Raw genomic sequence first — 25,731 nt, 5'->3', positions numbered from 1 at the left:
TTTCAAGCAATCGTTTGAATCGCGGGTCGGACCCTGTCAGCGCTCCAGCGGCGCAGTGTCACGGTATTGCAGTGTCACGACGGAAGGCTCGCGGCCGACAGCACGCCATCACGAACCACGCCGTTGCAAGACGTCGTCGGAAGAGACCTGCAAGGAGAGTCACATGGCCAAGTATCAGGCACCGCTCAAGGATGCACGTTTCGTGCTCAACGAGGTATTCGCGGCCGAGCAGGAATGGGCGACCATGGAGGCCACTTCCGAGGTGAATGCGGAACTGGCCGAGGCGATACTCGAGGAAGGCGCGCGCGTGACCCAGGCAGAGCTGCTGCCGCTGAACCTGAGTGGTGATGCCGAGGGCGCGCGCTTCGAAGAGGGGCGTGTCACCACGCCCAAGGGCTTCAAGGAAGCCTATCGGGTGCTCGCCGAGGGTGGCTGGATGGGGTTGGGTGGCAACCCTGAATACGGCGGTCAGGGCATGCCAAAGATGCTCACCGTGGCCTTCGAGGAAATGCTCTACGCCACCAATACCAGCTTCGCGCTCTACCCGGCACTGAATGCCGGGGCCTGTCTGGCGATGGACAGTCATGCCCCTGAATCCGTCAAGCGGGTCTTTCTGCCGCGCATGTACGCCGGCGACTGGCTGGGCACCATGTGTCTGACCGAGCCTCACTGCGGGACGGACCTGGGCATGATCCGCACTCGTGCCGAGCCCCTCGAGGGTGATGACCCACTGCTGGGGCTGCCACGTTATCGCATTACCGGCACCAAGATCTGGATCACCGGTGGCGAGCACGACATGGTCGACAACATCGTGCATCTGGTGCTGGCCAAGCTGCCGGATGCGCCTTCCGGCACCCGCGGCATCTCGCTGTTTCTGGTCTCCAGGCAACTGCTCGATGCCGAGGGACAGCCCGCGGCATCGAATGCGGTCAGCTGTGGGTCCATCGAGCACAAGATGGGCATCAAGGGCAGCGCGACCTGCGTGATGAACTTCGATGGTGCCGAAGGGGTGTTGATCGGCGAGCCGCACCAGGGGCTGGCGGCGATGTTCACCATGATGAACTACGAGCGCCTCTCCATCGGCCTGCAAGGGCTGGGACTGGGGGAAGTGGCCTATCAGAGTGCGATGGACTTCGCTGCTGAACGTCTGCAGAGCCGCGCACCGACGGGCGCACAGGCACCAGACAAGCCGGCTGATCCGATTCTGGTTCACCCTGATGTTCGCCGCATGGCGCTGGAAACCCGTGTCTGGAACGAGTCCGGACGGGCCTTTGCCGTCTTCGTCGGTCAGCAGCTGGATCGCGTCAAGTATCACGCCGATGAAGCGGTGAAGGCTGATGCGGATGCACTGGTGCAATTCCTGACGCCGATCGCCAAGGCGCTGCTGACGGATCGTGGCTTCGATGCCACCGTCATGGCGCAACAGCTCTATGGCGGCAATGGTTATTGCGTGGAGTGGGGTGCCGAGCAGTACGTGCGCGATGCCCGCATCGCGATGATCTACGAAGGCACCAATGGGATCCAGGCGATGGATCTGGTCGGACGCAAGCTCTACCGCAATCGCGGGGCGTACGTGGCACGCTTTGCCGAGCAGGTCAGGGCCGAGCTTGAGGGGCAGGATGACGACGAGCGGACCCGGCCGTTCGCCGAGGCCTGCCAGCAGGAACTGGCGCGCCTGGAGCGTGTCGCCGAGCAGTTGCTGGCCCGCGCGGATGACAATCCCGAGGAATTGGGGGCAGCGGCCTGCGATTTCCTCGACCTGGCCGGGCTGTGTGTCTACAGCTATCTGTGGTTGCGCATGGCGCGCGCCGCGGTACAGGGATTGGCGACATCGGGAGCCAGCGGGGAGGATTTCTACCGTCGCAAGCTGGCCATGGGCAACTACTTCGTCCAGCGGGTCTTGCCGCGCGCCGTCGCGCTGGAAGCCCAGATCGCGGCAGGTGCTGCACCGCTGATGGCCTTCCGTCTCCAGGATTTCGATCCAGCGCAGTGAGCCGTGCCGGTACGGCGAGCCATGCGATGATTCGGGCAACGGCTCATTCGTCACATTCTGAAAGCAACGCCCAGCGATCCTTCCGGATCGCTGGGCGTTGCTTTCAGGCGTTTGCGTTTCAGGCCTTTGCATTGCAGACCTTTGCATGGCAGAGGGCGGACTCAGGCGTCGTCAGAGGAGGATTTGGATGCGAGAAGCCAGTCGCGCAGGTCGGGAAACAGTTCGACAAGTACGAACAGCGGACCGATGAGAAGCTGGCGCAGGTCATCGAGAAATGCGGGTTTTCGCCCCTCGAGCCGATGGCCGATGATCTGACCGACCCAGGCAAGCAGGAAGATTGCCACCATCAACGGGACCACTGGCCAGCGTAGGCCAAGCATCGCGAACATCGCGGCAAGACTGATCAGGCTCCAGACCAGCATCACCAGCGATGCGCGCCACGAGAGTCGGGCATAGAACCCGAGCGCAGCGAGGGTCAGCAGGCCGCCGGGCAGCATCCACAGTCCCGCGCCGGGTTCGCTGGACATCCCCTGGCCCCCCAGCAGCCGCCAGACAAGGATCAGCGTCGCGGTGAAGATGAGCGGTACACAGATGAGATGCAGACGAATATTGTCGGGGTGCCGATGGCTGGCCGAGTAGTGGGCCAGCGATTCCTTGAGGCGCGCCTGAGCGCCAAGACCCATGTGCGAGTGCGATGAGATGCCCATGTGAAGATCTCCTGACAGACATGATGAGTGCCCGGCTGGCGCGTGCGCAGCGGGATAGGTGGCGTGGGGAGGTCAGAGAGCATTGGCGTGATGCAGCAAGGTCCGGCAACCCTGCTCACTTTCATCATAGCGTATCGTGTCGGCCGGCAGGGCACAGCGCGGCTGTCAGCCTGGCCGGTCTGGGGTCTGTTGCGCCAGCGCGGGCGAGAAGGCGACAGCGCTGGCGGCGAATTCAGAGGTGGAACTGACCACAGGCCTCAGGCTGATGCAGGATGGCATCGACACGGATGATGTCGCTCAGGCCATCCTCGCAGGGCAGGGTGATCTGCTCGCCGACAGCCAGTCCCAGCAGGGCGATCCCCAGGGGGGACATGATGCATAGCGGGGCTATGGCCGGCTGAAGGGAAGGCGCGGTGGAGCCGAAGGCGAACGGAATGCACTCCTCGCTTGCGGGGTCTGGATAACGCAGCATCAGTTCATGATGGCCAGAGCGAGAGCCGGTGAGGCGCAGATGACTGCGCATGCTGACGTGATTGTTCGGGAAGTCATCCGGTGGCACGATCTCCGCCTGAATCAGGCGGCTTTCCAGGCGGGTTGCCAGCTCGTCATCATGCTGCTGGCTATCGATCAGGCGCTGAATGCGATCCGCATCCAGACGGTTGATGATCAGACGTGGCCGAGTCATCTGCAGGTTCCTTGTCATCACGTCGCGTCGCGCTATGCTGCGCCGCAAGACGTCGCCAATCCTGGCATTGTTTTCGTGGGAAGCGGTTGGCGTCCGGGTGGCCCCGAGGTTCCTGTCAGCCGCAGGTCAATCCTATTCGCTTTTTCTCGTACAGGGGAGTCGTCTGATCACGACAGGTGATGAGGCGCTGTCATCTTTCCCTGCAAGGATATCGTCATGGCAATCGTATGGATCTATCCCTTGGCGGCACTGGCGGAAATTGCCGGCTGTTTCGCCTTCTGGGCGTGGTGGAAACTGGATCGCAGCCCTTTGTGGCTGATCCCGGGCATGATGAGCCTCGGTGCGTTTGCCTGGTTGCTGTCGCTGGTGGATGTCGATCAGGCGGGGCGAGCCTTTGCCATCTATGGTGGGGTATATATCGTCACCTCGCTGCTCTGGCTCTGGCTGGTGGAGCAACAGGTGCCGGGTCGCTGGGATCTGCTCGGCTCGCTGGTCTGCCTGCTGGGCAGTGCGCTGATTCTGTGGGGAGGGCGGGCGCAGTGAGTCCGCGGGCGGGCTCGCTGAGCCGGTCCCTGAACGCCTGGCCCTGATGGCATGATCGTCCGCTGCAGCAGGCCGATCTTGTAGGACGAAGGTCTCATGACGGATGTCGGGAATGGAGGATTCCGTCAAGGCGCTACACTCCGTGCGCACCAGCGCGTTAGTATCAGAAGGACTCATGCTTTATTACCAGGATGCTGGATCACTGATGGATGCACCGAGACACCAACATGACAAGTGAACTGCTGTGGGGCCTTGGTGGGATAGTGCTTGGCGGCCTCGTCGGATTCTTGCTCGCACGCCATCTACCGCGTCGTCACGAGTGGAATGCTGCCGTGAGGCCACTGCTTGCGACACTTCGCGAGGCTGAGCCCGAGGTCATCGCCGGCAGACCGCTTGAGGTGCCCGGAGATCAGCTCGAGGCATTCCGTGCCGTGGCCTCGCACAAGGCGTTCTATCGCTTCACCAGCGGTGTCGAGTATCTGAATCTGCAACTGGCAGCGGCCGGTGAGGCGCATCATGATCGTCATGAGCAACAGGCACTTCTGGACGATGCGCGCCTGACGCTGGCGACGCTGCAGGACAGGCTGAGGCCTCGTTGAGCCAGACAAGAACAGAGAGGATGTCGTTTCCTCGATGCAAGCGGTTGGACGCTGAAAGGGGGCGCTGAAAGGGGGCGCTGAAAGGGGGCGCTGAATCCGACAGGGAAACGACTGGAGTGTGACGACAGAGGGAGAAGCCAGGGGGAAACGGCTAGCGAGAACGGCAAGGGGAAATGACGGAGTACACAAGCCCGACGCCATGGGAATGCAGCGTGTGGCAAGCCACGACGAGAGAAGCGATACGCGTGGGCGCAGCACATGGAAAGTCGTATCCCATGAAAGGTCGCATCACACAGCACGTCGCATCATGTGGACAGCGGACTGATGGAGCAGGGGATAGATCAGGAAAGACAGAGAGGATGCTTCGAGAGGGCATCAGCAGGATGTGCTGATGGTGCGGAAGGGGGGACTCGAACCCCCACACCTTGCGGCACCAGAACCTAAATCTGGCGTGTCTACCAATTCCACCACTTCCGCGAGAAGCTGGCGTGCATTTTACCTGCGATGCCTTTCAAGTCAATCGCTTGTGGCCAATTATCCCTTGAGGGAGGCCACAGCGACGGCTTGTCAGTCATGGTGGCCATGTTGGCTGCGTGACTCGAGTCCGCAGGGCAATTGCAGATAGCTCGCGGCGCGTTCTGCCGCATGGCGGCTGTCAGTGAGGTCATCATCACGCACCCAAGGCACCACGCCGAGACAGGGCGCTTTCAGCGTGCGCGACAACGTCGCCATGTTGTCTTCACTGACTTCCATGTCGGCTTCCAGATGGTTGATGACATAGCCTGCCACCTCAAGCCCATCGCGCTCGATGGCTTCCAGGGTCAAACGTGCATGATTGATGCACCCGAGTCTCAGGCCTACCACCAGGATCACCGGTAGCCCCAAGGCGATGGCCAGATCCGAGAAATCTTCCTCGTCATTGAGCGGAACGCGCCAGCCGCCTGCTCCCTCGATCAAGGTCAGGTCACGCGGGGCCCTCTCGCGCTGGTGACGAATGTGTCGAGAGATTCTGGCCACTTCGAGACTCACGCCTGCCTGGCGTGCGGCGATGTGTGGCGCGATGGCCGGAGCGAATCGCCAGGGATTGATGCTCTCGTAATCCGCGGGCGGCTCGCACTGTGCCTGCAGCGACAGGGCATCGGCATTGACCAGCCCGTCGTGACTCTCGAAACAATCTGACGCCACGGGCTTGAGCCCGAGAGTGCTCAGGCCTCGCATGCGGGCACGAGCCAGCAAGGCGCTTGCGATGAAGGTCTTGCCGATTTCCGTGTCGGTGCCGGTCACGAAGGCCGCGATACCGTGGGGGGTGTCATGGCAGGCGGAAGGCTGGCTGGTATTGCTCAAGTGCGCTGATGGCATTTCGTTATCTTTCTGCAAAGTGTTCGCGTTGATGTCTGTCAGTCTGTGACTGATTTTTCCATGACAAGTTCAATGACTTGATAGCTTACAGGCAATCCTTGCGATGTGCGAAGCGCCTCGTGTCGGGCGGTCGCCTGGGCCAGATCCGCACGTGTCAGGCGATACCCGCTCGCTGTCTGGGCGCCTATTCCCTTGATGGAGCGCATGACGGCCGAGACGTCAGGATAATGGAATACATGACGATGTGTCTGGCAATGCACCTTGAGGCCAGTGCGCCGTGCCCAGTCGATCAGCTGCTCTCGGGAGGGAAAGTGTCGGACCGAGTCATCCTGTCGCTGCCAGGCATGGCGGATCTCTGCCAATGTGCCTGGTCCGAGCGTATTGATGTGCGCCCTGCCACCCGGCTTCAGTGCACGCGCAAGCTCCCCCAGCCAGTGGCGGGGGGTGGGGCACCATTGCACTGCCAGGCTCGAGAACACCAGGTCCAGACTGTTGTCGGCCACTGGCAGGCGCTCGGCATCGCCGCGCAACCAGTGGATAGGAGGTTGCGCGTTGCCCGGTGTCATGTGCCGAGGCGGCGTGTCGGGGGATCTCGAGGCCTCTCTGAGCATGGCCATCGACAGATCCAGCCCCAGGCAACGTGCGGTGGGGTAGTGGCACGCCAGCTCACGTGTCCACTGGCCGGGGCCGCACCCCAGATCCAGTACCACCGCAGCATCTGGAAGCGTTGTCGGCAAGGTCTCGAACAATCGGCTGGCCATGACATGCTGGGCGCGTGCCAGGGTGAGGTATTCGCTCGCGCCGCGATCGAAGGCCTGAGCGATACGCTGGCGCGACGACGCGTGGGGCAGGGTCACCATCTGCATCTCAGCCTTCTTCCCTTGCAACGACGACATGGCCCATGCGAGTCAGCAGGGCATCGGCCAGGTCATCATGGTGACTCAGTGGCAGACAATGTCCGCCGCAATATTCCACCACCTGATGGCCGTGATCACGCAGTGCCTCGGCAAGTCCCGGTGCCAGCAATGGATCATCCCGGCCCAGCCAGAATTCGAGATTCGGAACTGCTCGTGTCAGTGACATTCGCCGCGTGGCCAGCTCCTCGAGCCCTGCCGAGAGTGCATCGACAGAGCTTTCAGGGCGAGTGCCGATCAATTCACGCAACTGCCGCAGGCAGTCGCGCGGGTCAGGCTCGCCACTGGCCTGCCAGCGCAGGAAATGCTGCCAGCTGGCGAGCGGAGAGCGGGCAAAGGCTGTCTGGAAAGTGGTGAGCGTGGTGCTGGGCAGTGCCGGAAGGGGCGCCGGGGACCTGCGATGAGCAAGAGTCGTCTCGGGAGTCGCGTGATCCGGCGTGATGAACGCCGGCCCCATGGCCAACGCGATGAGTGCCGCGGGCCGTTGGTCCATCGGCAGCGCAGTCGCGAGTGCCTCGGCGCGTAGCGCCCCCAATGACCAGCCCAGCCACAGCGTGTCCGCTCCGCCGAGGTGCGAAGGAGCTGCTTCGGGATCGTCAGGCGCCGCAAGGGGCCAGTCTGCCGTCACGATCTCGATCGGGCGTGTCGCAGGTCCGGCAGTCCGCTCTCGTTCGGCAGCTTGCTGTCGCTCGGCCAGTCGCGTCTTCAAGGGTTGCCAGATGCGGGCATCGATACCCCAGCCGTTGAACAGCACCAGACGTGTCAATCGCGTCATGTCTCGGCCCCCGTGGTGGGTCTGGTAGTGCTCGATTCCAGCACCTCCCTGAGGGCGGCCAGCAGAGTCTCGACATCGTTCTCGCTGTGCGCGGCACTGAAGGTGAAGCGCAGGCGTGAACTGCCGGCAGGGACCGTCGGGGGACGAATGGCAGATACCAGAATGCCTCGCTCGCGCAGTGCCGCGCTCCAGGCAAGGGCACGAGTCTCGCTACCGAGTATCAGTGGCTGGATCGGTGTCATCGGGTCAGTGAGGGGTGAGGGGGTGCCTGCCGTCACCGGGGGCAGGCCGAGCGCCAGACCACTGCATGCCAGCAGAGCTGCACACCCCTCGCGAAACTGTCGTACGCGCGCCGCCAGGTGCTCGCGTCGCTGTGGTTCCTGCTCGACGATATCCAGCGCTGCCAGGGTGGCGGCAGCGACGTGCGGGGGTTGCGCCGTGGTGTAGATATACGGGCGGGCCAGCTGGATCAGGCTTTCGATCAATGCCTCGCTGCCGGCGACGAAGGCGCCAGCGCTGCCCAGGGCCTTGCCCAGCGTGCCCACCAATACCGGCACTTCGGCCAGCGGAGTGTCCCGTCCGACCAGTCCTTCGCCGTGCTCGCCCAGCACGCCCACCCCATGCGCATCGTCGATCATCAGCCAGGCGCCATGGCGAGCACATGCCCGAGCGAGGCCCGTGATATCGGCACAGTCGCCATCCATGCTGAACACGCCATCGCTGATCACCAGTCTGTCGTCGGCCTGTGAGCGTGCCAGCTGGCGCTCGAGATCCTCGAGGTCGCGATGATGGAAGCGGCGCGAGCGCACGGTTGAGTTGCCGGAGGATGCCAGCCGCGCGCCATCGAGGAGGCTGGCGTGGTTGAGACGGTCATGAAAGATCTCGAGAGTGCGCCCGGCCTCGCGCGAGGCGCTCGCGAGCGCATCGATCACGCCGAGATTGGCCATGAAGCCGGTGGAGAACAACAGCGCACGCGGGCGTCCGGTCAATTCGGCCAGACGGGCTTCCAGTCGGTGATGAAGCGTCTGGTGACCATTGACCAGATGGGCACTGCCGCTGCCGACACCGAATTCATGCGCCGCGCGACAGCCGGCCTCGACCAGTGCCGGGTGGTTGGCCAGTCCCAGGTAGTCGTTGGCGGTGAAGTTGAGCAGCGGACGTGCCTCTTCACCTGCTGCCTGTCCGGCGAGGCTGACGTGGGGCCCCTGTGGCGAATCCAGTGTCAGGCGCCGGCGATAGCGCCCGACCTGCTCGCGTCTGGCGAGCAGGTCGTCCAGGTGGGCGAAGCTTGCGCCGCCACTGGAGCGCGTGCGTGAGCGGGTGGGCATGTCGGTGGCCACGTGAGATCAGACCACCAGACCGCAGGGCTTGCGTTCACGGACGTGGCCTTCATCGCTGGCGGGCGTCGCCTCGCGGGTGGCATCGTAGAACAGGCTGCCTTCGACGTTGGCGCGCGCCTGTTCTTCCATGGCCGCCTTGAGCGCCGCTTCCCGCACATCGTCACTGGCGACTTCCTGGCGGGTTTCCGGGTGCAGGCCAAGGCGCTCGAACAGCTCGCGGTCACGGTTGGCCTGCGGATTGCCGGTGGTCAGCAGGCGCTCGCCATAGAAGATGGAGTTCGCACCGGCGAGGAAGGCCAGCGCCTGGGTGGAATCGTCCATCTGCTCGCGACCGGCGGACAGGCGCACGTGACTCTTCGGCATCATGATGCGCGCCACGGCGATGGCACGGATGAACTCGATGGGGTCGAGATCCTCGACATTTTCCAGCGGTGTGCCCGCCACCTTGACCAGCATGTTGATCGGCACCGATTCCGGCTGTGGTTGCAGATTGGCCAGCTGGCGCAGCAGGCCGGCACGATCCGTGGTGGTTTCCCCCATGCCGAGAATGCCGCCGGAGCATACCTTCATGCCGGCTTCGCGCACGCTGGCCAGGGTGTCCAGGCGCTCGCTGTAGCTGCGCGTGGTGATGATCTCGCCGTAGTACTCCGGTGAGGTGTCCAGATTGTGGTTGTAGTAGTCGAGGCCGGCATCCGCGAGCTTTCTGGCCTGATCGGTATCGACCATTCCCAGCGTCATGCAGGTTTCCAGTCCGAGTGATTTCACCTGACGCACCATCTCGGTGACCACCTCGAGATCGCGCTCCCGCGGGCTCTTCCAGGCGGCACCCATGCAGAAACGGCTGGCACCGGCATCCTTGGCGGCGCGGGCCTGCTCGACCACCTTCTGGATCTCCATCAGCTTTTCCTTGCCCAGGCCAGTGTTGTAGTGGCCTGACTGCGGGCAGTACTTGCAGTCCTCCGGGCAGGCGCCGGTCTTGATCGACAGCAGGGTCGAGACCTGGACGGCATTCGGATCGAAGTGCTGGCGGTGGACCTGCTGGGCCCGGAACAGCAGGTCATTGAAGGGTAGGGCGAACAACGCTTCGATTTCCTCGACGCGCCAGTCGTGACGTACCTCGCCATCTGCGTTGGTCCGTTCGTCGTGCGAGGTTTGCGTGGTCACGCTCGGGGCTTCTACGGTCATGGGAGTGAGATCCTTCTTCAGGCAGGCAGTGAGACGCGTCAGGTGGCAGTCAGCGCCGGACGATCGCCAGTGTCTTCGGGTCAGGCGCACGCCGCCATTCAGTCCCGCGAGCGACGGCTGTCGGTCAGTCAACGCGATTCATGAATGAGGGTTGACTGAAATGATAGAGTTTTCGCGAGTGCTGTCAACGCTGGAAGTTCTGCTGGTTGACAGGAGGCGTGTGTCACGCCCCTGTGCCTTCTGCCTGCAGCAGCAACGAGGGCATGAGCATGGCAGGCGCCCGAGGGGTCGCCATGGCGACTGGTGCGAGGCCTGTGAAGAGCGGATCGTGCGCAATCGTCATGCCTGCCCGTGCTGTGCCGAGCCGGTGGCCTCCGAGGCATTGAGTCAGGTGGCCTGTGCACGGTGTCTGCGGACGCCACCGGCCTATCAGCACGTGTACGCTCCATTGCGCTATGAGGGGCTGATCGCGGGTCTCTTCCAGCGTTACAAGGACCAGCATCAGAGGCGTGCCGGGCTCCTGCTGCGCCAATTGATGACGCGAGAGCTGGCCCCGTTCTGTCGGGAGTGGCTGGCAGCACGTCCCGAGGCATGGGTCATCCTGGTGCCGGGGGATTCGCGACGGCGACGAACGCGGGGGCATGAGGTGCTGGTGGAGCTGACGCGTGGTCTGCGGGTGCGTGAACGACAACGCGGTGACGTGGTGCGGATTCGCTCGGGACATGCGGCCGATGAGGATCAGCGTCTGCGGGGGCGGCGCGGACGTCTGAAGGCGCAACGCGGACGTTATGACATCAGCGCTCCTCTGCCGGAAAGCGTGCTGTTGATCGATGATGTCATGACCAGTGGCGCGACCCTCGACAGCCTGGCGCAGGCCTGTCAGCGGGCGGGGGCTCGAGAGGTCGCCGCCTGTGTGCTGGCGCGTACGCCGCCTGGTTCGCCATGATGCTATTGGTCTATGGCCTGCGGGACTGGCGGTGTGAGGGTCTAATCTCATAGCATGCAAGGTCCGGCAGCCGTTTGCTGGTCCATGCCCGAGGAATTGCCATGCCTATTGATCCTGTTACACCTGCTGATTCGCAATCATCCGGCACCTCGCGCGAGCTTGATGAGCGCGCCAACGGCAACACCTGGGAGGCTGCGTCATCCCGGGAAGGCGAACTGGACAAGCGTTCACATCCCTTTGATGCGCTTGCGCCGGATCGTGTCGTGGCCGCCGTCGAGTCGCTTGGTTTCTGGTTGCCCGGCGAGCCCTTCGCGCTCAACAGTTATGAGAATCGGGTCTATCACCTGGCCGATGATGACCGGCGGCGCTGGGTCGCCAAGTTCTATCGTCCGGATCGCTGGAGCCGCGCCCAGATCCTCGAGGAGCACGCCTTTCTGGCCGAGCTGGAAGCCGAGGGCGTTCCCGGTGCGCCCGCCTGGGCGGATGCCAGGGGTGAGACCTTGCATCATCACGAAGGCTTCGACTTCGCGCTGTTTCCCCATGTGGTCGGGCGGGCTCCCGAACTCGAATCTCCCGAGCACCTCTACCATCTGGGAGAGCTGATCGGTCGCGTGCACGCCGTCGGACGTCAAGGCCTCTTCCAGGAGCGTGAAACGCTCACGCCACTGCGCATCCTCGAGGAGAGTCGTGACAGCGTGCTGGCCTCCGACTGGCTGAGTGAGCGTCAGAGTGAAAGCTATCAGCGTGTCATCGCGGCGTTGCGCCCCCTGGTGGCGGAGCAGAGCTGGCCGCAGAGTGGCTTGCTGCGTGCGCATGGTGACTGCCATATCGGCAACATGCTGGGGCGGGATGACAGCTTCGCGCTGGTGGATTTCGATGATTGTCTCAATGCGCCTGCCATTCAGGATCTGTGGATGCTGTTGACGGGAGAGAGTGACCCCGAGCTCCACATGCAGTTGTCCGAGGTGCTGGAAGGATATGAGCAGCACTGCGACTTCAATCGCGGGGAGCTGAAGTGGATCGAGACACTGCGTACGCTGCGCATGGTGCGTCACAGTGCCTGGGTGGTACGGCGCTGGACGGACCCCGCCTTCCCGCAGGCCTTCTCGCATGTCGCGAGCCTGGGGTACTGGGATGACCACATCCGCAGTCTTGAGCAGCAGCGAGTCGTGCTTGATGCTCCTCGCTGGCTGGCGTGAGCCGCCCGCGCCGGAGACCGGTGGGCCATTCTTGAGTCCCATGACCCGACGCCCTCGACGCCTTGCGTTGAGGGCGTCGTCGTTGCGGCCTTGCGGGAAAGACGTGATCAGGCCTGCGTTGGAGGCGGGCCTGAGGTAGAATCTGCGCTGACATTGAACACTAACTTATACAATATCAATTCAACGTTAAAATATTGTATAAGTTATGTGCTTTACCCCTGCTATGCGTGCGCTCATGCGCGCCCCTGACCGATACCATAGGCAGACGGATGACCGAAGAGATTGCCAACCATTACCGCCAGATCATCACTGCATTGGGTGAGGATCCGCAGCGCGAGGGCCTGCAGGACACGCCCATGCGTGCTGCCAAGGCCATGCAGTTCCTGACCCATGGCTATCATCAGTCGCTGGAGGAGATCGTCAACGGCGCCGTCTTCACCTCGGACACCGACGAGATGGTACTGGTCAAGGACATCGAGCTTTACTCGATGTGCGAGCATCACATGCTGCCGTTCATCGGCAAGTGCCATATCGCCTATCTGCCGGCGGGCAAGGTGCTGGGGCTGTCCAAGTTCGCGCGCATCACCGACATGTACTCGCGCCGCATGCAGATCCAGGAAAACCTCACCAAGCAGATCGCTGAGGCGGTCCAGCAGGTGACCGGCGCACGGGGTGTGGCGGTGGTGGTCGAGGCGCGCCACATGTGCATGATGATGCGTGGCGTGGAAAAGCAGAATTCCAGCATGAAGACCTCCGTGATGCTGGGGGCCTTCCGCGAGAATCAGCCGACCCGTCAGGAATTCCTGACCCTGATCAGCTGATCCGATAGCCACGACGCCGCCTCTCGAGGCGGCGTCGTCGTCTGTGAGTCGTTTGTCTGACATCTCTTGTTCAGGAGTCCCCGTCGATGCCGATGCATGCCTTGCACGATGAACATCTCGATCATGATCTTGCCACCATTCGCATCAAGAACCTGCGTCTGCGCACCTATATCGGGATCAACGATGACGAGATCCAGAATCGTCAGGATGTCGTGATCAATGTGGTGATCCGCTACCGCGCCGCGCGTGCGGTTCAGTTCAACCACATCAGCGAAGCCCTCAACTATCGCACCATCACCAAGCAGCTGATCGCGCATGTCGAGGACGGGCGTTTCGCATTGCTCGAGCGCATGACGCGGGAAGTGCTGGATATCGTGATGCAGCATGAGCAGGTGCTGACGGCTCAGGTCGAGATCGACAAGCCGCATGCGCTGCGCTTCTCCGATTCGGTGTCCATCACCCTGTCGGACAGCCGGGAAGACCATATCCAGACGGAAAGTGTCGGACGCTAGACAGTCAGGAGAGACGGGATGTCAGGAGGGGCAGCATGATCGGAGAGATCACTCGGTTCGATGATGCCACCCAGGAGGGTGTCATCACGGATGACAGGGGCGCCGAGTACGTGTTCGATCTTGTCGGTTGGCGCGGTCGCGGTCTCCCGGGGCCGGGACTGGCGGTGGATTTCGAGGTGCGTGACGGGCGTGCGAGTCAGGTGTTCAATGCGCGGGTCAAGCAGCAGAAGGCGCGGCGTGTCGTGTCGATGCCGCCGGAGCGCGAGCTCGGTGAGGTACCGCCGTCGTCTGTCGGGGCCGGCAAGCAGCCATCCGGCCGACGCGAGTGGCCCATGGGGCGTGTGATCACGGGGCTGGCCATGGCAGGACTGGTGCTGGCAGGGTTGTGGTTCTGGCACTGAACCCGCATCTAGGTTCTATTAGGCTAGTCTTGAATAGTCTCGGCTAGCGCTCAACGCCGCCTCGATCCACCTGCATGCTTCTGGAGTCTTCATGGAACATCTCAACGATACCAGTCTCTTTCGCCCCTTTGCCTATATTGATGGTGGTTGGGTCGCCGCGGATTCCGGTGAGCAGATAGAGGTCGACAATCCGGCCACCGGCGAGATCATCGGCCGAGTGCCTCGTCTGGGCTATGCGGAAACCGAGCGTGCCATCGAGGCGGCCCAGAATGCCTTCGCTGACTGGAAGGAAACCCCCGCGCTGGAACGTGCCGACATCCTGATGAAGTGGTACGCCCTGATGCAGGAGCACAAGGATGACCTGGCGCAGATCATGACCCTGGAGCAGGGCAAGCCACTCGCCGAATCCGCCGGTGAGATCCAGTATGCCGCCAGCTTCCTGCGCTGGTTCGCCGAGGAAGGGCAGCGAGTCTACGGTGACACCATTCCGGCAGCCAAGCGTGATCAGCGCATCATGGTGCTCAAGCAACCCGTCGGTGTCGTGGGGGCGATCACGCCGTGGAACTTCCCGTCATCGATGATCACCCGCAAGGCGGGTGCCGCATTGGCGGCGGGCTGCCCCATCGTGGTCAAGCCGGCCAGTCAGACTCCCTTCTCGGCGCTGGCGCTGGCGGTGCTGGCGGAGCGCGCTGGTGTGCCGCGTGGTGTCTTCAACGTGGTGCCGGGCTCTGCCAGGGATATCGCCAAGGCGATGACCGATTCGCGTCTCGTGCGCAAGGTCACCTTCACCGGCTCCACCGAAGTTGGCCGCGGACTGATGGCCAATGCCTCACAGCATATCCAGAAGATCTCGCTCGAGCTTGGCGGCAATGCGCCCTTCCTGGTGTTCGAAGACGCCGATCTCGATGCGGCGGTGGAAGGCGCGATGGCAGCCAAGTTCCGCAATGCCGGCCAGACCTGCGTCTGCACCAACCGTTTCCTGGTGCAGTCCAGCGTGGTCAATGCCTTCAGCGAGAAGCTGGCAGCGGCGATGAATGCCGAGTTGACCGTGGGCAACGGCATGGAAGAGGGCGTCAAGGTCGGCCCACTGATTGATGGTGACGCCGTCGAGAAGGTCACGGATCACGTGCAGGATGCGCTCGACAAGGGGGCCGAGCTGCTGCTGGGCGGTCATCCGCATCCGCTGGGTGGCAGCTTCTTCACCCCGACGTTGATCTCGCAGGTGACGCCGGAGATGAAGGTGGCCCGTGAGGAAACCTTCGGGCCGCTGGCAGCCATCTTCCCCTTCGAGAGCGAGGAAGAGGCCATCGAGATGGCCAACGATACCGAGTTCGGGCTGGCCAGCTATTTCTACAGCACGGATCTCAAGCGTGTCTGGCGCGTCTCGGAAGGTCTGGATTACGGCATGGTTGGTATCAACACCGGACTGATCTCCAACGCCGCCGCGCCCTTCGGCGGCACCAAGGCATCGGGGCTGGGCCGTGAGGGCTCCAAGTATGGCCTCGAGGAGTACATGGAAACCAAGTATCTGTGTCTCTCACTTGGCTGAGCCGTTCGTCATCGGGTCTGCGCCGTCGATCCCTGCTTGAGCCTGCATCCTTGAACGTGGCATCGTCGATGGATGGCCAGCGCTCAAGGCAATGACCGGACACGACATCAGTTGCAAAAAGCCCGCCCGGGACACCGGGCGGGCTTTTTCATGTCATTCAGTCATCCGGCCTGTTGCCGCCAAGCGTGTCTGCAACCTATGGAATTTTCGCTGCTGCTGAGAGCGATCTTTCGCTGCTGACGAGAGAGCGGCATGCGCGAGAGGGGGCAATCTCGCGACAAAAGGCCCATGCGTCATTGGTCGTAGAGGTGAGGTGTCTCGGGCATTGATCGCGCTGCGTGTGTCAGACCAAAGCGGTATGCCGCCGTCTTTTACCGCAGATCAGGGACAAAGACAGGTGTGCTTTGTCGGCATTCTCTTACTTGTGGATATGCTTATTTACGCTACAGTTAAAGAGCGGGACCTGTGGTGATAGTCTTCAAGGATTGAAGACAGGGCGAGTGGCGTGGCGGACGCGACTTGCCCTTTTTTATGGCCGGTTCCCAGCTCAGTATTGTCAGCCCGCACTTCTCAGTTCTCCCTTCTCAGCCCTCACTCCTCACTCCTCGCTCTTCAGCCCAGCGGTGACAGCCCCATACCCGCCACCAATCCTTCCAATGCATGCCGGCCGGCAATCGAGTTGCCATAGCCGTCCAGGCGCGGCGACCACACACAGATGCTCATCTGTCCCGGCAGGATGGCGATGATGCCGCCGCCGACACCACTCTTGCCCGGCAGGCCCACGCGCCAGGCGAAGTCTCCCGCCGCGTCATAGAGCCCACAGGTCAGCAATAGCGCATTGAGCTGGCGTGTCTCCAAGGGTGAGACCACTTCCTTGCCATCCAGTGGGTTGACGCCGCGATTGGCCAGGAAGGCGAAGCTGCGGGCCAGCTCCACGCAGTTCATCGATACCGAACAGCTGTGGAAGTAGGTGTCCAGCAGGTCATCCACATCGGAGTGCACGTTGCCATAGGCCTGCATCAGGTAGGCGAGCGAGGCATTGCGTGCCTTGTGGTCCATCTCGGAGCGCGCCACCTTCTCGTCGAAGCCGATGTCGGGGCTGCCGGACAGGCGTCTGAGCTGTTCACGCAGCGTGTTCTGGATCGAGACGATGCGCGAGACCAGCAGGTCCGTGATCAGCAGTGCCCCGGCATTGATGAACGGGTTGCGTGGAATGCCGTTCTCGACCTCCAGCTGCATGATCGAATTGAACGCCTGGCCAGAGGGTTCACGTCCCACGCGTGACCAGATCTCGTCGCTTTCCAGACGCTGCATCGCCAGTACCAGTGCGTGGACCTTGGAGATCGACTGGATCGAGAAGCGCGTGTGTGCATCCCCGGCATACTGGACGCGGCCATCGACATGACAGACGGCAATCCCGAACTGATCCGGGTCCACCTGCGCCAGGGCCGGGATGTAATCCGCGACCTTGCCCTCGTTGAAGCAGCGGCTGGCATCATTGGACAGGCGTTCAAGCAGCGTCTGGAGGGCATCAGAGTCGAGTGGCGGCGTCATGGCGACCTTGAGGAGACAGAGTGGATGGGAATGCAATCGCATGGTACGGCTGCGCATTCTACCCAATCCTGTGGGCTGTGGCGCGTGGTGATCCGAGCGCTTGATAGCCAGCCCTTATCAGCGGGGTAGGGCAAAGTGATTTCAAGTTGCAGATGAGACTCACTATCATTCATTACATCGAGGCAACAACAACAGGTTGCCCACCAAGAGACACGCGACGCGCTGGGGTTCAGCGTCTCGCTGAGCACAGACCGCCCGGAGGGCAGCCAACATGATCAAGACATTGACCTTTGCCAGCATGCACTTCTCCATCGCCTTCGGTGTCACCTACCTGCTGACCGGTGACATCGTGGTCGGCGGTCTGGTCGCCATCGTCGAGCCTGCGGTCAACACCGTCGCCTTCTTCTTCCACGAGAAGGTCTGGAATCGTGTGACTGCCCGTCGTCAGCAGGCAGCTGAACGGCAGGGAAGCCGCCCCTCCGGCATGAATGGTGCGGTATTGGCGAGCTGAGGACACTTGCGCCGGCAAGGGTGGGCACCGCAGAATCGAGCGATCTTTCCTCGGAGCCACCCATGCTGAAGCTTGCCTCTCGCCCCGTCCGTTTCTCTCGCCTGTCCTGTCTGCGCCAGCGTCCTCTCCTCCAGGGGGCGCTGGCGTTGCTGTTGGGGCTTGCCGGCAGCATGGCTGTCGCCGAGCCCGTGGCTGCCGATGAGACACGCGATTATCACTACAGCGACGCCCACCTGCACTTCGTCGACTTCTTCCAGCAGGGCGATGGCCTGGGGGCCTTGCTGGATGCCATGGATGAGGCGCAGGTGGATCATGCCCTGATCACGGGCATCGGTGTCGCCAAGAAATGGCAGCAGGACGCGCCCAAGAAGCCGCGTTACTACATGGGTGATGATGGGCCGGTCTACTGGTACTCCGGTACCGACTACATTCTGGCCGAGGCGTTGACTCGCGCTCCCGAGCCGGTCCAGGCGCGTTTCTCGCCGTTCATCACCGGCTTCAATCCCACTGATCTGAATGCTGCCGATGAGATTCGCCAGTTGATGGCGATCTATCCCGGCTTCTGGAAAGGCATCGGCGAGGTCTTCACGCGTCATGATGACCTGACGCGCCTGACCGAGGGCGAGACGCCACGAGCCAATCATCCCGCCTTGAGAAAGGTCTATGCGCTGGCGGCGGAGAAGGGCCTGCCGGTGATGGTGCATTCCAATGTCACCAGCAAGCGTGAGGGGCATGAGGGGCTGTATCTCGAGGAATTCGAGAGTGCGGTGCGCGACAATCCGGACACGACCTTCATCTGGGCACATGCGGGTACCAGTGCCGAGCTCAATCGTCGCCTGGGGCGCATGACATGGCTGCACGGCGAGATCGAGCGCATGCTGGAAACCTATCCCAACCTGAATATCGACCTGTCCTGGTCAGTGCTGGAGCCGTATCTGCTGGATGACAAGGGCCAGCCGCGCCCGCGCTGGGTCAAGCTGGTCGAGCGCTTCCCACAGCGCTTCGTGCTTGGCAGTGACGTGGTCGGGCGCTTCGGCTCGGTGGGCGATATCCTGGCAAGTTACACGCCATTCCTCGATGCCCTGTCGCCACAGACGGCGCACAATGTCGCCCGTGACAACTTCCTGCGCCTGGTCAGACTGCCTGTCGAATAGGGGCAGGCGTTGATGCCCCGGCATACGAAAAGCCCCCGTCAGCGATTCGCTGGCGGGGGCTTTTTCGTGAGCGTCAGAGAGGCTCACACATCATGTGTCAGAGCCGTCGATCAGTGACGGAAGTGACGCATGCCGGTGAAGACCATGGCGATGCCGGCTTCGTTGGCGGCATCGATGACTTCCTGATCACGCATGGAGCCACCCGGCTGGATGACGGCCGTGATACCGGCCGCCGCCGCGGCGTCGATGCCGTCACGGAACGGGAAGAAGGCATCGGAGGCCATCACGGAGCCCGGCACTTCCAGCCCTTCATCGGCGGCCTTGATGCCGGCGATCTTGGCCGAATAGACGCGGCTCATCTGACCGGCGCCCACACCGATGGTCTGGCCATCCTTGATGTAGACGATGGCGTTGGACTTGACGAATTTGGCCACTTTCCAGGCGAAGGTCAGGTCGTTGAGTTCCTGCTCGCTCGGCGCGCGCTCGGTGACGACCTTGAGTTCATCACGGCCGACCATGCCCTGATCGCGGTCCTGCACCAGCAGACCGCCGGTGACGCGCTTGAAGTCGTGACCGCCGGTACGCTCGGCCGCCCAGGCCTCCGCGACGTCGAGCAGACGCACGTTGGCCTTGGTGGCGACGATGGCAGCGGCTTCGTCGCTGATTCCCGGGGCGATGATCACCTCGACGAACTGGCGCGAGACGATGGCCTGCGCGGTCTCGGCGTCCAGCGGCACGTTGAAGGCGATGATGCCGCCGAAGGCGCTGGTCGGGTCGGTCTGATAGGCGCGCTCGTAGGCGGCCAGGGCAGACTCGCCGATGGCGACGCCACACGGGTTGGCGTGCTTGACGATGACACAGGCGGTCTCGTCGAAGGCCTTGACGCACTCGAAGGCGGCATCGGTATCGGCGACGTTGTTGTAGGACAACGCCTTGCCCTGGACCTGCACGGCCGTGGCGACGCTGGCCTCGGTGGCACCGTCCTCGACGTAGAAGGCCGCTTGCTGATGCGGGTTCTCGCCGTAACGCATGTCCTGCTTCTTGCTCAGGCTGACGTTGTACTGACGCGGCAGACCTTCACTGCCACCCTCGACCCGCTGACCCAGCCAGTTGGCGATGGCGCCGTCGTAGGCGGCGGTGTGCTCGAAGGCTGCCACGGCCAGGTCGAAGCGCGCCTCGTCGCTGACGGCGTTGTCATTGGCATCCATCTCGGCGATCACGCGGTCGTAGTCGGCCGCGTTGACGACGATGGTGGTGTGCGCGTGGTTCTTGGCGCAGGAACGCACCATGGTCGGGCCGCCGATATCGATGTTCTCGATGGCGTCTTCCAGCGAGCAATCCGGGTTGGCCACGGTGGCGGCGAACGGATACAGGTTGACGATGACCATGTCGATGGGGTCGATGCCGTGCTCGGCCATCACCGCATCATCCTGACCGCGTCGACCGAGAATACCGCCGTGGATCTTGGGATGCAGGGTCTTGACCCGGCCATCCATCATTTCCGGGAAGCCGGTGTGCTCGGAGACTTCGGTCACGGCCAGGCCGTTGTCCTTGAGCAGACGGAAGGTGCCGCCGGTAGACAGCAGGGCGACGCCACGGGCGTCGAGGGCTCGGGCGAATTCGACGATGCCGGTCTTGTCGGAAACGCTCAGGAGGGCGCGACGGATGGCTTGGGGCTTGGCTTGCATGATGCTCCACTCGTGGATCAACAAAAAGACGCCGGGGCACCTGTGAGGATGCCCCGGCGGGGTCAGATCAGATCAAACTGCTTGAGCTTCTTGCGCAGCGTGCCTCGATTGAGGCCCAGCATATCGGCGGCGCGGGTCTGGTTGCCCTGGGCGTGGGCCATCACCGCTTCCAGCAGCGGCGCCTCGACCTCGGCCATCACCATGGCATGCAGGTCGGTGACCTGCTCGCCATCCAGGTGGGCGAAGTAGCGCGCCATGGAATGCTCGACGGCTTCGCGCAGGGTCTGATGGTGCCGAACGGGCGTCATCAGCGTGGCCTGGCTTGCGTCGTCAGGGGATAGAGGGTGCCTGCTGGTCATGCTGCGTGACTTCCTTGCGTCTCGGTGCGGGCGATGCCTTCCGGCTCGCCGAACAGGCGGGTCAGGAACTGGCGCTGTTCATCGGGCTCCTCGAGAGGATTGAAGCTGCGCTTCAACTCACTGCCATCCTCGCGGGTCGCCAGGTACCAGCCCACATGCTTGCGCGCGATGCGCACGCCCATGTAGTCACCGTAGAATTCATACAGGGCCTCGAGATGGGTGCGCATCACTTGGGCACGCTCCGCATCGCTCGGGCCGGAAGCTACCTGGCCAGTGGCCAGATAGTGATTGATCTCGCGGAAGATCCAGGGGTTGCCCTGGGCCGCACGGCCGACCATCACGGCATCGGCGCCCGTATAGTCAAGCACATGTCGCGCTTTCTCGCCGCTGTCGATATCGCCATTGGCGAAGACCGGGATCGAGACTGCCGCCTTCACCGCAGCGATGGTGTCGTATTCGGCCTCACCGGTATATTTCTGCTGACGGGTGCGACCATGCACGGAGAGCGCCTGGATGCCGGCACTCTCGGCCATGCGCGCGATGGTGATGGCGTTGCGTGTTTCCTCGCACCAGCCGGTGCGCATCTTCAGCGTGACCGGCACCTTCACGGCACGCACCACGGCCTCGAGAATCTCGCCGACCAGACGCTCATCACGCATCAGGGCAGAGCCGGCGGCCTTGTTGCAGACCTTCTTGGCCGGGCAGCCCATGTTGATGTCGATGATCTCGGCGCCCATCTCGGCGTTGAGTGCCGCGGCCTCGGCCAGCATCGCGGCATCGCCCCCGGCGATCTGCACGGCACGCGGGCCGGGTTCACCGGCATGATTCATGCGCGTGCGCGACTTGACGGTGTTCCACAGGCGCTTGTCACTGGTCACCATCTCCGAGACCACGAGCCCCGCGCCCAGCTCACGACATTGCTGTCGGAACGGGCGATCGGTGACGCCGGCCATCGGGGCCAGAATCACGCGATTGGGCAACTGGTGCACACCGATGCGCGGGAGCTCGGCGTGAAGGGATGTCTCGGTCATGGGGCTCGTGTCATGCAGTGGGGTGGCGCGCGATGCAGGCATCACGGGGGCGTCATGATACCTAGAGCGCCGCAGGGTTTGAAGGGCTATTTCATCCGTGGCGCGTTCCGGAGGTCTTCCTTTGCGCCGTGGATTCCCTGCGCTGCGGCACTCATGGTATCGCGTGGCTCAGCCCTCGAGCGGGCGCTGGCCGTTGAGGCGCACCCAGCCATCGCGCTCGGTGGGCTCTTCCATGATCAGGCCGGCCTCACGATAGGCCTCGAGCACGTCTCCCGCCTGGGGCGCGAGAATGCCGGAAAGCGCCAGGAGGCCACCCGGGGCCACACTGCCCGCGATCTGCGGGGCCAGCTCTACCAGCGGGCCGGCCAGGATGTTGGCGACCACGATCTGATAGCCCGCGTCCGGCAGGCGGTCCGGGTAGCACAGTGTCAGCCTGTCGCTGACCTCGTTGCGCTGGGCGTTGTCGCGGGAGGCCTGCAGGGCCTGGGGATCGATATCGGTGCCCATGGCATCCACCGCGCCGAGCTTGAGTGCGGCGATGGCCAGGATGCCGGAGCCGCAGCCGAAGTCCAGCACGCTGTGCCGGGCGAGCTTGCCCTCCACGGCCAGGCCATCGAGCCATTCCAGGCACAGGGCGGTGGTCGGGTGAGTGCCGGTGCCGAAGGCCAGGCCCGGGTCGAGCATCAGGTTGACGGCGTCCTGTTCCGGCGCGTCATGCCAGCTGGGCACGATCCACAGCCGCTGGCCCATCTTGAGCGGCTCGAAGCCGTCCATCCACTCACGTGTCCAGTCGCGGTCCTCGAGAATCTCGACCTCGATCTCCGGGCAGGGCTCATCGGGAATCAGTGCCGCCCAGCCGGCCTTGACCCGCTCGCGCATGGTCTCGATGCCTTCGGTGCCATCCCACAGGCCGGTAAGCACTGTCTCGCTCCACAGCGGCGTGCTGCCGAGATCCGGCTCGAACAGTGGCTGATCCTCGGCGTCCTGCAGGGTGATGGCGCAGGCACCTTCTTCCATCAGCAGATGCTCGAGAATCTCGGCGTGGTCGGGGGCGATACGCGCCTTGAGTTGCAGCCAGGACATGGTGGCTCCTGTCGAATAGGTAGGGAGTGAAGAGAATAGACGAAGCGGCAGTGGGGGCAGGGGCGCTCGGATGCCGGCATGACCCTGAGCGCACTCAAGGGCCCCTGCGCAAACGACAGAAGGGCGGCCGAGGCCACCCTTCTGTCATGTGTCGACCGATGCTGCCAGTCTCAAGCAGGGCAGATTACAGGCCCAGCTTCTTCTCCAGATAATGGATGTTGACGCCACCTTCCTGGAAGCCGGCATCACGCACCAGATCCTTCTGCAGGTCAGTGTTGGTCTTGATGCCTTCCACCAGCAGCTCATCGAGGGCATTGCGCATGCGCGTCAATGCGATCTCGCGGCTCTCGCCCCAGGTGATCAGCTTGCCGATCAGGGAGTCGTAGTGCGGCGGCACGGTGTAGCCGGAGTACAGGTGCGAGTCCATGCGCACGCCCAGACCGCCCGGCGCGTGATAGAGCTCGACCTTGCCCGGAGACGGCATGAAGGTGCGCGAGTCTTCGGCATTGATGCGGCATTCGAAGGCGTGGCCACGCAGCTTGACGTCTTCCTGCTTGATGGAGAGCGGCAGGCCGGAGGCGATGCGCAGCTGCTCCTTGACGATGTCGACGCCCGTGACCATCTCGGTCACCGGGTGCTCGACCTGAACGCGGGTGTTCATCTCGATGAAGTAGAACCCGCCGTTCTCGTACAGGAATTCGAAGGTGCCGGCGCCACGATAGCCGATCTCGATGCAGGCATCGGTGCACGACTTGAGGACCTTGGCACGGGCTTCCTCATCCAGCTGCGGTGCCGGCGCTTCTTCCAGCACCTTCTGGTGACGACGCTGCAGGGAGCAGTCGCGGTCATACAGGTGAATGGCGTTGCCCTGGCCATCGGCCAGCACCTGGACTTCGACGTGACGCGGGTTCTGGAGGAATTTCTCCATGTACACCGTGCCGTCGCCGAAGGCCGCGGCGGCTTCACCCTGGGTGATGCTCACCGAGGACAGCAGGCTGGCCTTGGAGTGCACCACGCGCATGCCGCGACCACCACCGCCAGCGGCGGCCTTGATGATCACCGGGTAGCCGATACGCTCGGCGATGGCGAACATCTCGTCTTCATCCTGCGGCACCGGACCATCGGAGCCCGGTACGGTCGGGACGCCGGCCAGCTTCATCGCTTCGATGGCCGCGACCTTGTCACCCATCATGCGGATGGTGTCAGCGCGCGGGCCGATGAAGGCGAAGCCTGAGCGTTCGACCTGCTCGGCGAAGTTGGCGTTTTCCGACAGGAAGCCGTAGCCCGGATGGATGGCGTCGGCGTCCGTCACCTCGGCGGCTGCGATCAGCGCCGGGATGTGCAGATAGGATTTGGCAGAGGAGGCCGGGCCGATGCAGACAGCTTCGTCGGCCAGGCGGACGTGCATCAGATCGCGGTCGGCCTTGGAGTGCACCGCTACCGTCTTGATGCCCAGTTCCTTGCAGGCGCGAAGGATGCGAAGTGCAATCTCGCCGCGGTTGGCAATCAGTACCTTGTCGAGCATGGTGACGTGTCCGTTGGGATCAGGAAATGACGATCATGGGCTGGTCGAATTCAACCGGCTCGCCGTCTTCGATCAGAATGGCTTCCACCACACCATCCTTGTCGGCTTCGATCTGGTTCATCATCTTCATGGCTTCGACGATGCAGACGGTATCACCTTTCTTGACGCTCTGGCCGACTTCGATGAAGGCCTTGGAGCCCGGTGCCGGAGAGCGATAGAAGGAGCCGACCATCGGCGAATTGATGGTGTGGCCCTGCGGCGCTGCCGGAGCGGCGGCTGCCGGTGCCTCGACGCTGCCGGCTGCCGGTGCGGCCTGCTGCTGCATCGGTTGCTGCTGCATCATCATCGGGGCCTGCATCATCGGCTGCTGGGCGAAGCCCTGCGGATGGCGGCTGATGCGAACGGACTCTTCGCCTTCCTGGATCTCGATTTCGCTGATGTTGGACTCTTCGAGCAGCTCGATCAGCTTCTTGACCTTGCGGATATCCATGAAATTCATCCCGATATAAAGGTGGCTGGAAATGGGGTGTGCAACCGAGACGTAACTGGTTGCGGGTGACAGCGATATTGGCTGTCCCGACCGATGGGCCGGTCAATCCTTGTCTCAGGCAGCTATGAGGCCTGCCGTGCCTGAAGGCTGCGCCGGGACTCTCCTGCTAGGCAAGATCGGCCAGGGCGGCATCAAGCGCCATGTCGTAACTTCGAGCGCCAAACCCCATGATCACGCCGCGTGCCACATCGGAAAGATAGGAATGATGGCGGAACGCCTCGCGGGCATGGGTATTGGACAGGTGCAGCTCGATGAAGGGCAGTGCGACCCCCAGCAGGGCATCGCGCAGCGCTACGCTGGTATGGGTAAAGGCCGCGGGATTGATCAGGATGATGGCGGTGCCATCCTCACGGGCCGCATGCACGCGATCTACCAGCACATGCTCGGCATTCGATTGCAGCCAGTCCAGCTGGTGGCCAGCCTGGCTGGCCCGTGTCTCCAGACGTGAGCGGATATCTTCCAGGGTGGTCGTGCCGTACACCTCGGGCTCGCGGGTGCCCAGCAGATTGAGGTTGGGGCCGTTGAGTACCAGGATGCGCGCCATGAAAGTCCTCTTGTCAGCGGAAGCAAGTGCGTGACTCGCTGAGCTGTTAACCCTGGGTGAAAATGCAAAGATACCGTCACTATCCGCGACGTTTACCTATTGAGCCTAGACTGTTGTCGCAGTGACGCGGATTCTGCCGAAATTCTCGAACGCTGTCCAGTTTGGCACCGAACCGGATTTCCTGCCGCTTTTATCCTGATTGCC

General features: G+C 63.0%; 26 protein-coding genes and 1 tRNA gene. 11 read left to right on the top strand and 16 right to left on the bottom strand.

Translation table 11 applies throughout. The annotated features are described in order from the left end of the window. The first annotated feature begins 163 nt into the window (after positions 1–163). Positions 164–1,993 (top strand): acyl-CoA dehydrogenase C-terminal domain-containing protein, encoded by a 1,830-nt coding sequence (locus QD228_RS01565; protein ID WP_279874214.1) that lies wholly within the window; start codon positions 164–166, stop codon positions 1,991–1,993. 161 nt (positions 1,994–2,154) lie between these two features. On the opposite strand, the gene QD228_RS01560 is transcribed toward QD228_RS01565, so the two are convergent. Beyond that, positions 2,155–2,700: an Mpo1-like protein gene (locus QD228_RS01560; protein WP_205632710.1), complete on the bottom strand. Its 546-nt coding sequence runs from the start codon at positions 2,698–2,700 to the stop codon at positions 2,155–2,157. A gap of 232 nt (positions 2,701–2,932) precedes the next feature. Continuing rightward, complete coding sequence (locus QD228_RS01555; RefSeq protein WP_077371816.1) at positions 2,933–3,385, bottom strand: hypothetical protein; 453 nt, start codon at positions 3,383–3,385, stop codon at positions 2,933–2,935. A gap of 216 nt (positions 3,386–3,601) precedes the next feature. On the opposite strand from QD228_RS01555, the gene QD228_RS01550 reads away from it, so the two are divergent. Together QD228_RS01550 and QD228_RS01545 are read left to right on the top strand one after the other, a co-directional pair. Then, positions 3,602–3,928, top strand: a complete 327-nt coding sequence (locus QD228_RS01550; protein WP_077371819.1) for a YnfA family protein — start codon at positions 3,602–3,604, stop codon at positions 3,926–3,928. A gap of 332 nt (positions 3,929–4,260) precedes the next feature. After that, a complete protein-coding gene (locus QD228_RS01545) occupies positions 4,261–4,527 on the top strand; it encodes a hypothetical protein (protein ID WP_136938304.1) in 267 nt (88 codons plus the stop codon). Positions 4,528–4,919: 392 nt separating this feature from the next. On the opposite strand, the gene QD228_RS01540 is transcribed toward QD228_RS01545, so the two are convergent. The 6 genes from QD228_RS01540 to bioB all read right to left on the bottom strand — a co-directional run bounded on the left by QD228_RS01540 (position 4,920) and on the right by bioB (position 10,100). Then, positions 4,920–5,004: transfer RNA gene (locus tag QD228_RS01540), tRNA-Leu, on the bottom strand. A gap of 90 nt (positions 5,005–5,094) precedes the next feature. Next, positions 5,095–5,886 carry a dethiobiotin synthase gene (gene bioD, locus QD228_RS01535; RefSeq protein WP_279874212.1) on the bottom strand — a complete coding sequence of 264 codons (792 nt, stop codon included), beginning with the start codon at positions 5,884–5,886 and terminating at the stop codon, positions 5,095–5,097. 38 nt (positions 5,887–5,924) lie between these two features. Next, on the bottom strand, positions 5,925–6,752 hold the full coding sequence (locus QD228_RS01530) for a methyltransferase domain-containing protein (RefSeq protein ID WP_279874210.1): 828 nt from the start codon (positions 6,750–6,752) through the stop codon (positions 5,925–5,927). A 1-nt stretch (position 6,753) separates the two neighbouring features. Beyond that, positions 6,754–7,575: a hypothetical protein gene (locus QD228_RS01525; RefSeq protein WP_279874208.1), complete on the bottom strand. Its 822-nt coding sequence runs from the start codon at positions 7,573–7,575 to the stop codon at positions 6,754–6,756. Next, positions 7,572–8,903 (bottom strand): 8-amino-7-oxononanoate synthase, encoded by a 1,332-nt coding sequence (locus tag QD228_RS01520; RefSeq protein WP_279874206.1) that lies wholly within the window; start codon positions 8,901–8,903, stop codon positions 7,572–7,574. Before QD228_RS01520 ends, QD228_RS01525 begins: the two co-directional genes overlap by 4 nt. An 18-nt stretch (positions 8,904–8,921) precedes the next feature. Continuing rightward, the gene (gene bioB / locus QD228_RS01515; RefSeq protein ID WP_279874204.1) at positions 8,922–10,100 is read right to left on the bottom strand and encodes a biotin synthase BioB; all 1,179 of its coding nucleotides are present in this window, start codon (positions 10,098–10,100) and stop codon (positions 8,922–8,924) included. A 328-nt stretch (positions 10,101–10,428) separates the two neighbouring features. On the opposite strand from bioB, the gene QD228_RS01510 reads away from it, so the two are divergent. The 6 genes from QD228_RS01510 (at position 10,429) to QD228_RS01485 (ending at position 15,528) form a co-directional block, all read left to right on the top strand. Next, positions 10,429–11,046 carry a ComF family protein gene (locus tag QD228_RS01510; protein ID WP_279874202.1) on the top strand — a complete coding sequence of 206 codons (618 nt, stop codon included), beginning with the start codon at positions 10,429–10,431 and terminating at the stop codon, positions 11,044–11,046. A gap of 101 nt (positions 11,047–11,147) precedes the next feature. Next, the gene (locus tag QD228_RS01505) at positions 11,148–12,245 is read left to right on the top strand and encodes a serine/threonine protein kinase (protein WP_279855147.1); all 1,098 of its coding nucleotides are present in this window, start codon (positions 11,148–11,150) and stop codon (positions 12,243–12,245) included. A gap of 269 nt (positions 12,246–12,514) precedes the next feature. Next, complete coding sequence (folE, locus tag QD228_RS01500; RefSeq protein WP_077371842.1) at positions 12,515–13,066, top strand: GTP cyclohydrolase I FolE; 552 nt, start codon at positions 12,515–12,517, stop codon at positions 13,064–13,066. 86 nt (positions 13,067–13,152) lie between these two features. Beyond that, positions 13,153–13,578: a dihydroneopterin triphosphate 2'-epimerase gene (folX, locus tag QD228_RS01495; protein WP_279874201.1), complete on the top strand. Its 426-nt coding sequence runs from the start codon at positions 13,153–13,155 to the stop codon at positions 13,576–13,578. Between the two features lie 35 nt (positions 13,579–13,613). Next, positions 13,614–13,979: a hypothetical protein gene (locus QD228_RS01490; RefSeq protein ID WP_279874199.1), complete on the top strand. Its 366-nt coding sequence runs from the start codon at positions 13,614–13,616 to the stop codon at positions 13,977–13,979. A gap of 91 nt (positions 13,980–14,070) precedes the next feature. Further along, the gene (locus tag QD228_RS01485) at positions 14,071–15,528 is read left to right on the top strand and encodes an NAD-dependent succinate-semialdehyde dehydrogenase (protein ID WP_084209170.1); all 1,458 of its coding nucleotides are present in this window, start codon (positions 14,071–14,073) and stop codon (positions 15,526–15,528) included. A 612-nt stretch (positions 15,529–16,140) separates the two neighbouring features. Here QD228_RS01485 and glsB read toward each other — a convergent pair. Next, positions 16,141–17,139 carry a glutaminase B gene (glsB, locus tag QD228_RS01480; RefSeq protein WP_254696424.1) on the bottom strand — a complete coding sequence of 333 codons (999 nt, stop codon included), beginning with the start codon at positions 17,137–17,139 and terminating at the stop codon, positions 16,141–16,143. Between the two features lie 214 nt (positions 17,140–17,353). Here glsB and QD228_RS01475 point away from each other — a divergent pair, with 214 nt between their 5' ends. Both QD228_RS01475 and QD228_RS01470 read left to right on the top strand, forming a co-directional pair. Next, positions 17,354–17,593 carry a DUF2061 domain-containing protein gene (locus QD228_RS01475; RefSeq protein WP_176502795.1) on the top strand — a complete coding sequence of 80 codons (240 nt, stop codon included), beginning with the start codon at positions 17,354–17,356 and terminating at the stop codon, positions 17,591–17,593. A gap of 62 nt (positions 17,594–17,655) precedes the next feature. Continuing rightward, entirely contained in the window at positions 17,656–18,747 is a 1,092-nt protein-coding gene (locus tag QD228_RS01470) for an amidohydrolase family protein (RefSeq protein ID WP_176492920.1), read from the top strand. A gap of 110 nt (positions 18,748–18,857) precedes the next feature. Here the strand turns inward: QD228_RS01470 and purH are convergent, their stop codons facing one another. From purH to aroQ, 7 genes are all read right to left on the bottom strand, one after another. Further along, the gene (gene purH / locus QD228_RS01465; protein ID WP_279874197.1) at positions 18,858–20,435 is read right to left on the bottom strand and encodes a bifunctional phosphoribosylaminoimidazolecarboxamide formyltransferase/IMP cyclohydrolase; all 1,578 of its coding nucleotides are present in this window, start codon (positions 20,433–20,435) and stop codon (positions 18,858–18,860) included. Positions 20,436–20,497: 62 nt separating this feature from the next. Then, entirely contained in the window at positions 20,498–20,743 is a 246-nt protein-coding gene (gene fis, locus QD228_RS01460) for a DNA-binding transcriptional regulator Fis (RefSeq protein WP_225348107.1), read from the bottom strand. Positions 20,744–20,790: 47 nt separating this feature from the next. Further along, the gene (gene dusB, locus QD228_RS01455; RefSeq protein ID WP_077373125.1) at positions 20,791–21,825 is read right to left on the bottom strand and encodes a tRNA dihydrouridine synthase DusB; all 1,035 of its coding nucleotides are present in this window, start codon (positions 21,823–21,825) and stop codon (positions 20,791–20,793) included. A 168-nt stretch (positions 21,826–21,993) separates the two neighbouring features. Further along, the gene (gene prmA / locus QD228_RS01450; protein ID WP_077371862.1) at positions 21,994–22,908 is read right to left on the bottom strand and encodes a 50S ribosomal protein L11 methyltransferase; all 915 of its coding nucleotides are present in this window, start codon (positions 22,906–22,908) and stop codon (positions 21,994–21,996) included. 184 nt (positions 22,909–23,092) lie between these two features. Next, positions 23,093–24,433, bottom strand: a complete 1,341-nt coding sequence (accC, locus tag QD228_RS01445) for an acetyl-CoA carboxylase biotin carboxylase subunit (RefSeq protein ID WP_077371866.1) — start codon at positions 24,431–24,433, stop codon at positions 23,093–23,095. A 19-nt stretch (positions 24,434–24,452) separates the two neighbouring features. Then, entirely contained in the window at positions 24,453–24,923 is a 471-nt protein-coding gene (gene accB, locus QD228_RS01440; RefSeq protein WP_077371869.1) for an acetyl-CoA carboxylase biotin carboxyl carrier protein, read from the bottom strand. A gap of 166 nt (positions 24,924–25,089) precedes the next feature. Then, the gene (gene aroQ / locus QD228_RS01435) at positions 25,090–25,527 is read right to left on the bottom strand and encodes a type II 3-dehydroquinate dehydratase (RefSeq protein WP_077371872.1); all 438 of its coding nucleotides are present in this window, start codon (positions 25,525–25,527) and stop codon (positions 25,090–25,092) included. Between the last annotated feature and the right edge of the window lie 204 nt (positions 25,528–25,731).

It is taken from the genome of Cobetia sp. 3AK (genome assembly GCF_029846335.1).
GTDB lineage: Bacteria > Pseudomonadota > Gammaproteobacteria > Pseudomonadales > Halomonadaceae > Cobetia > Cobetia marina.
Note: the sequence above shows the minus strand (reverse complement) of the source record. Positions and strands in the feature narration are given on the sequence as shown.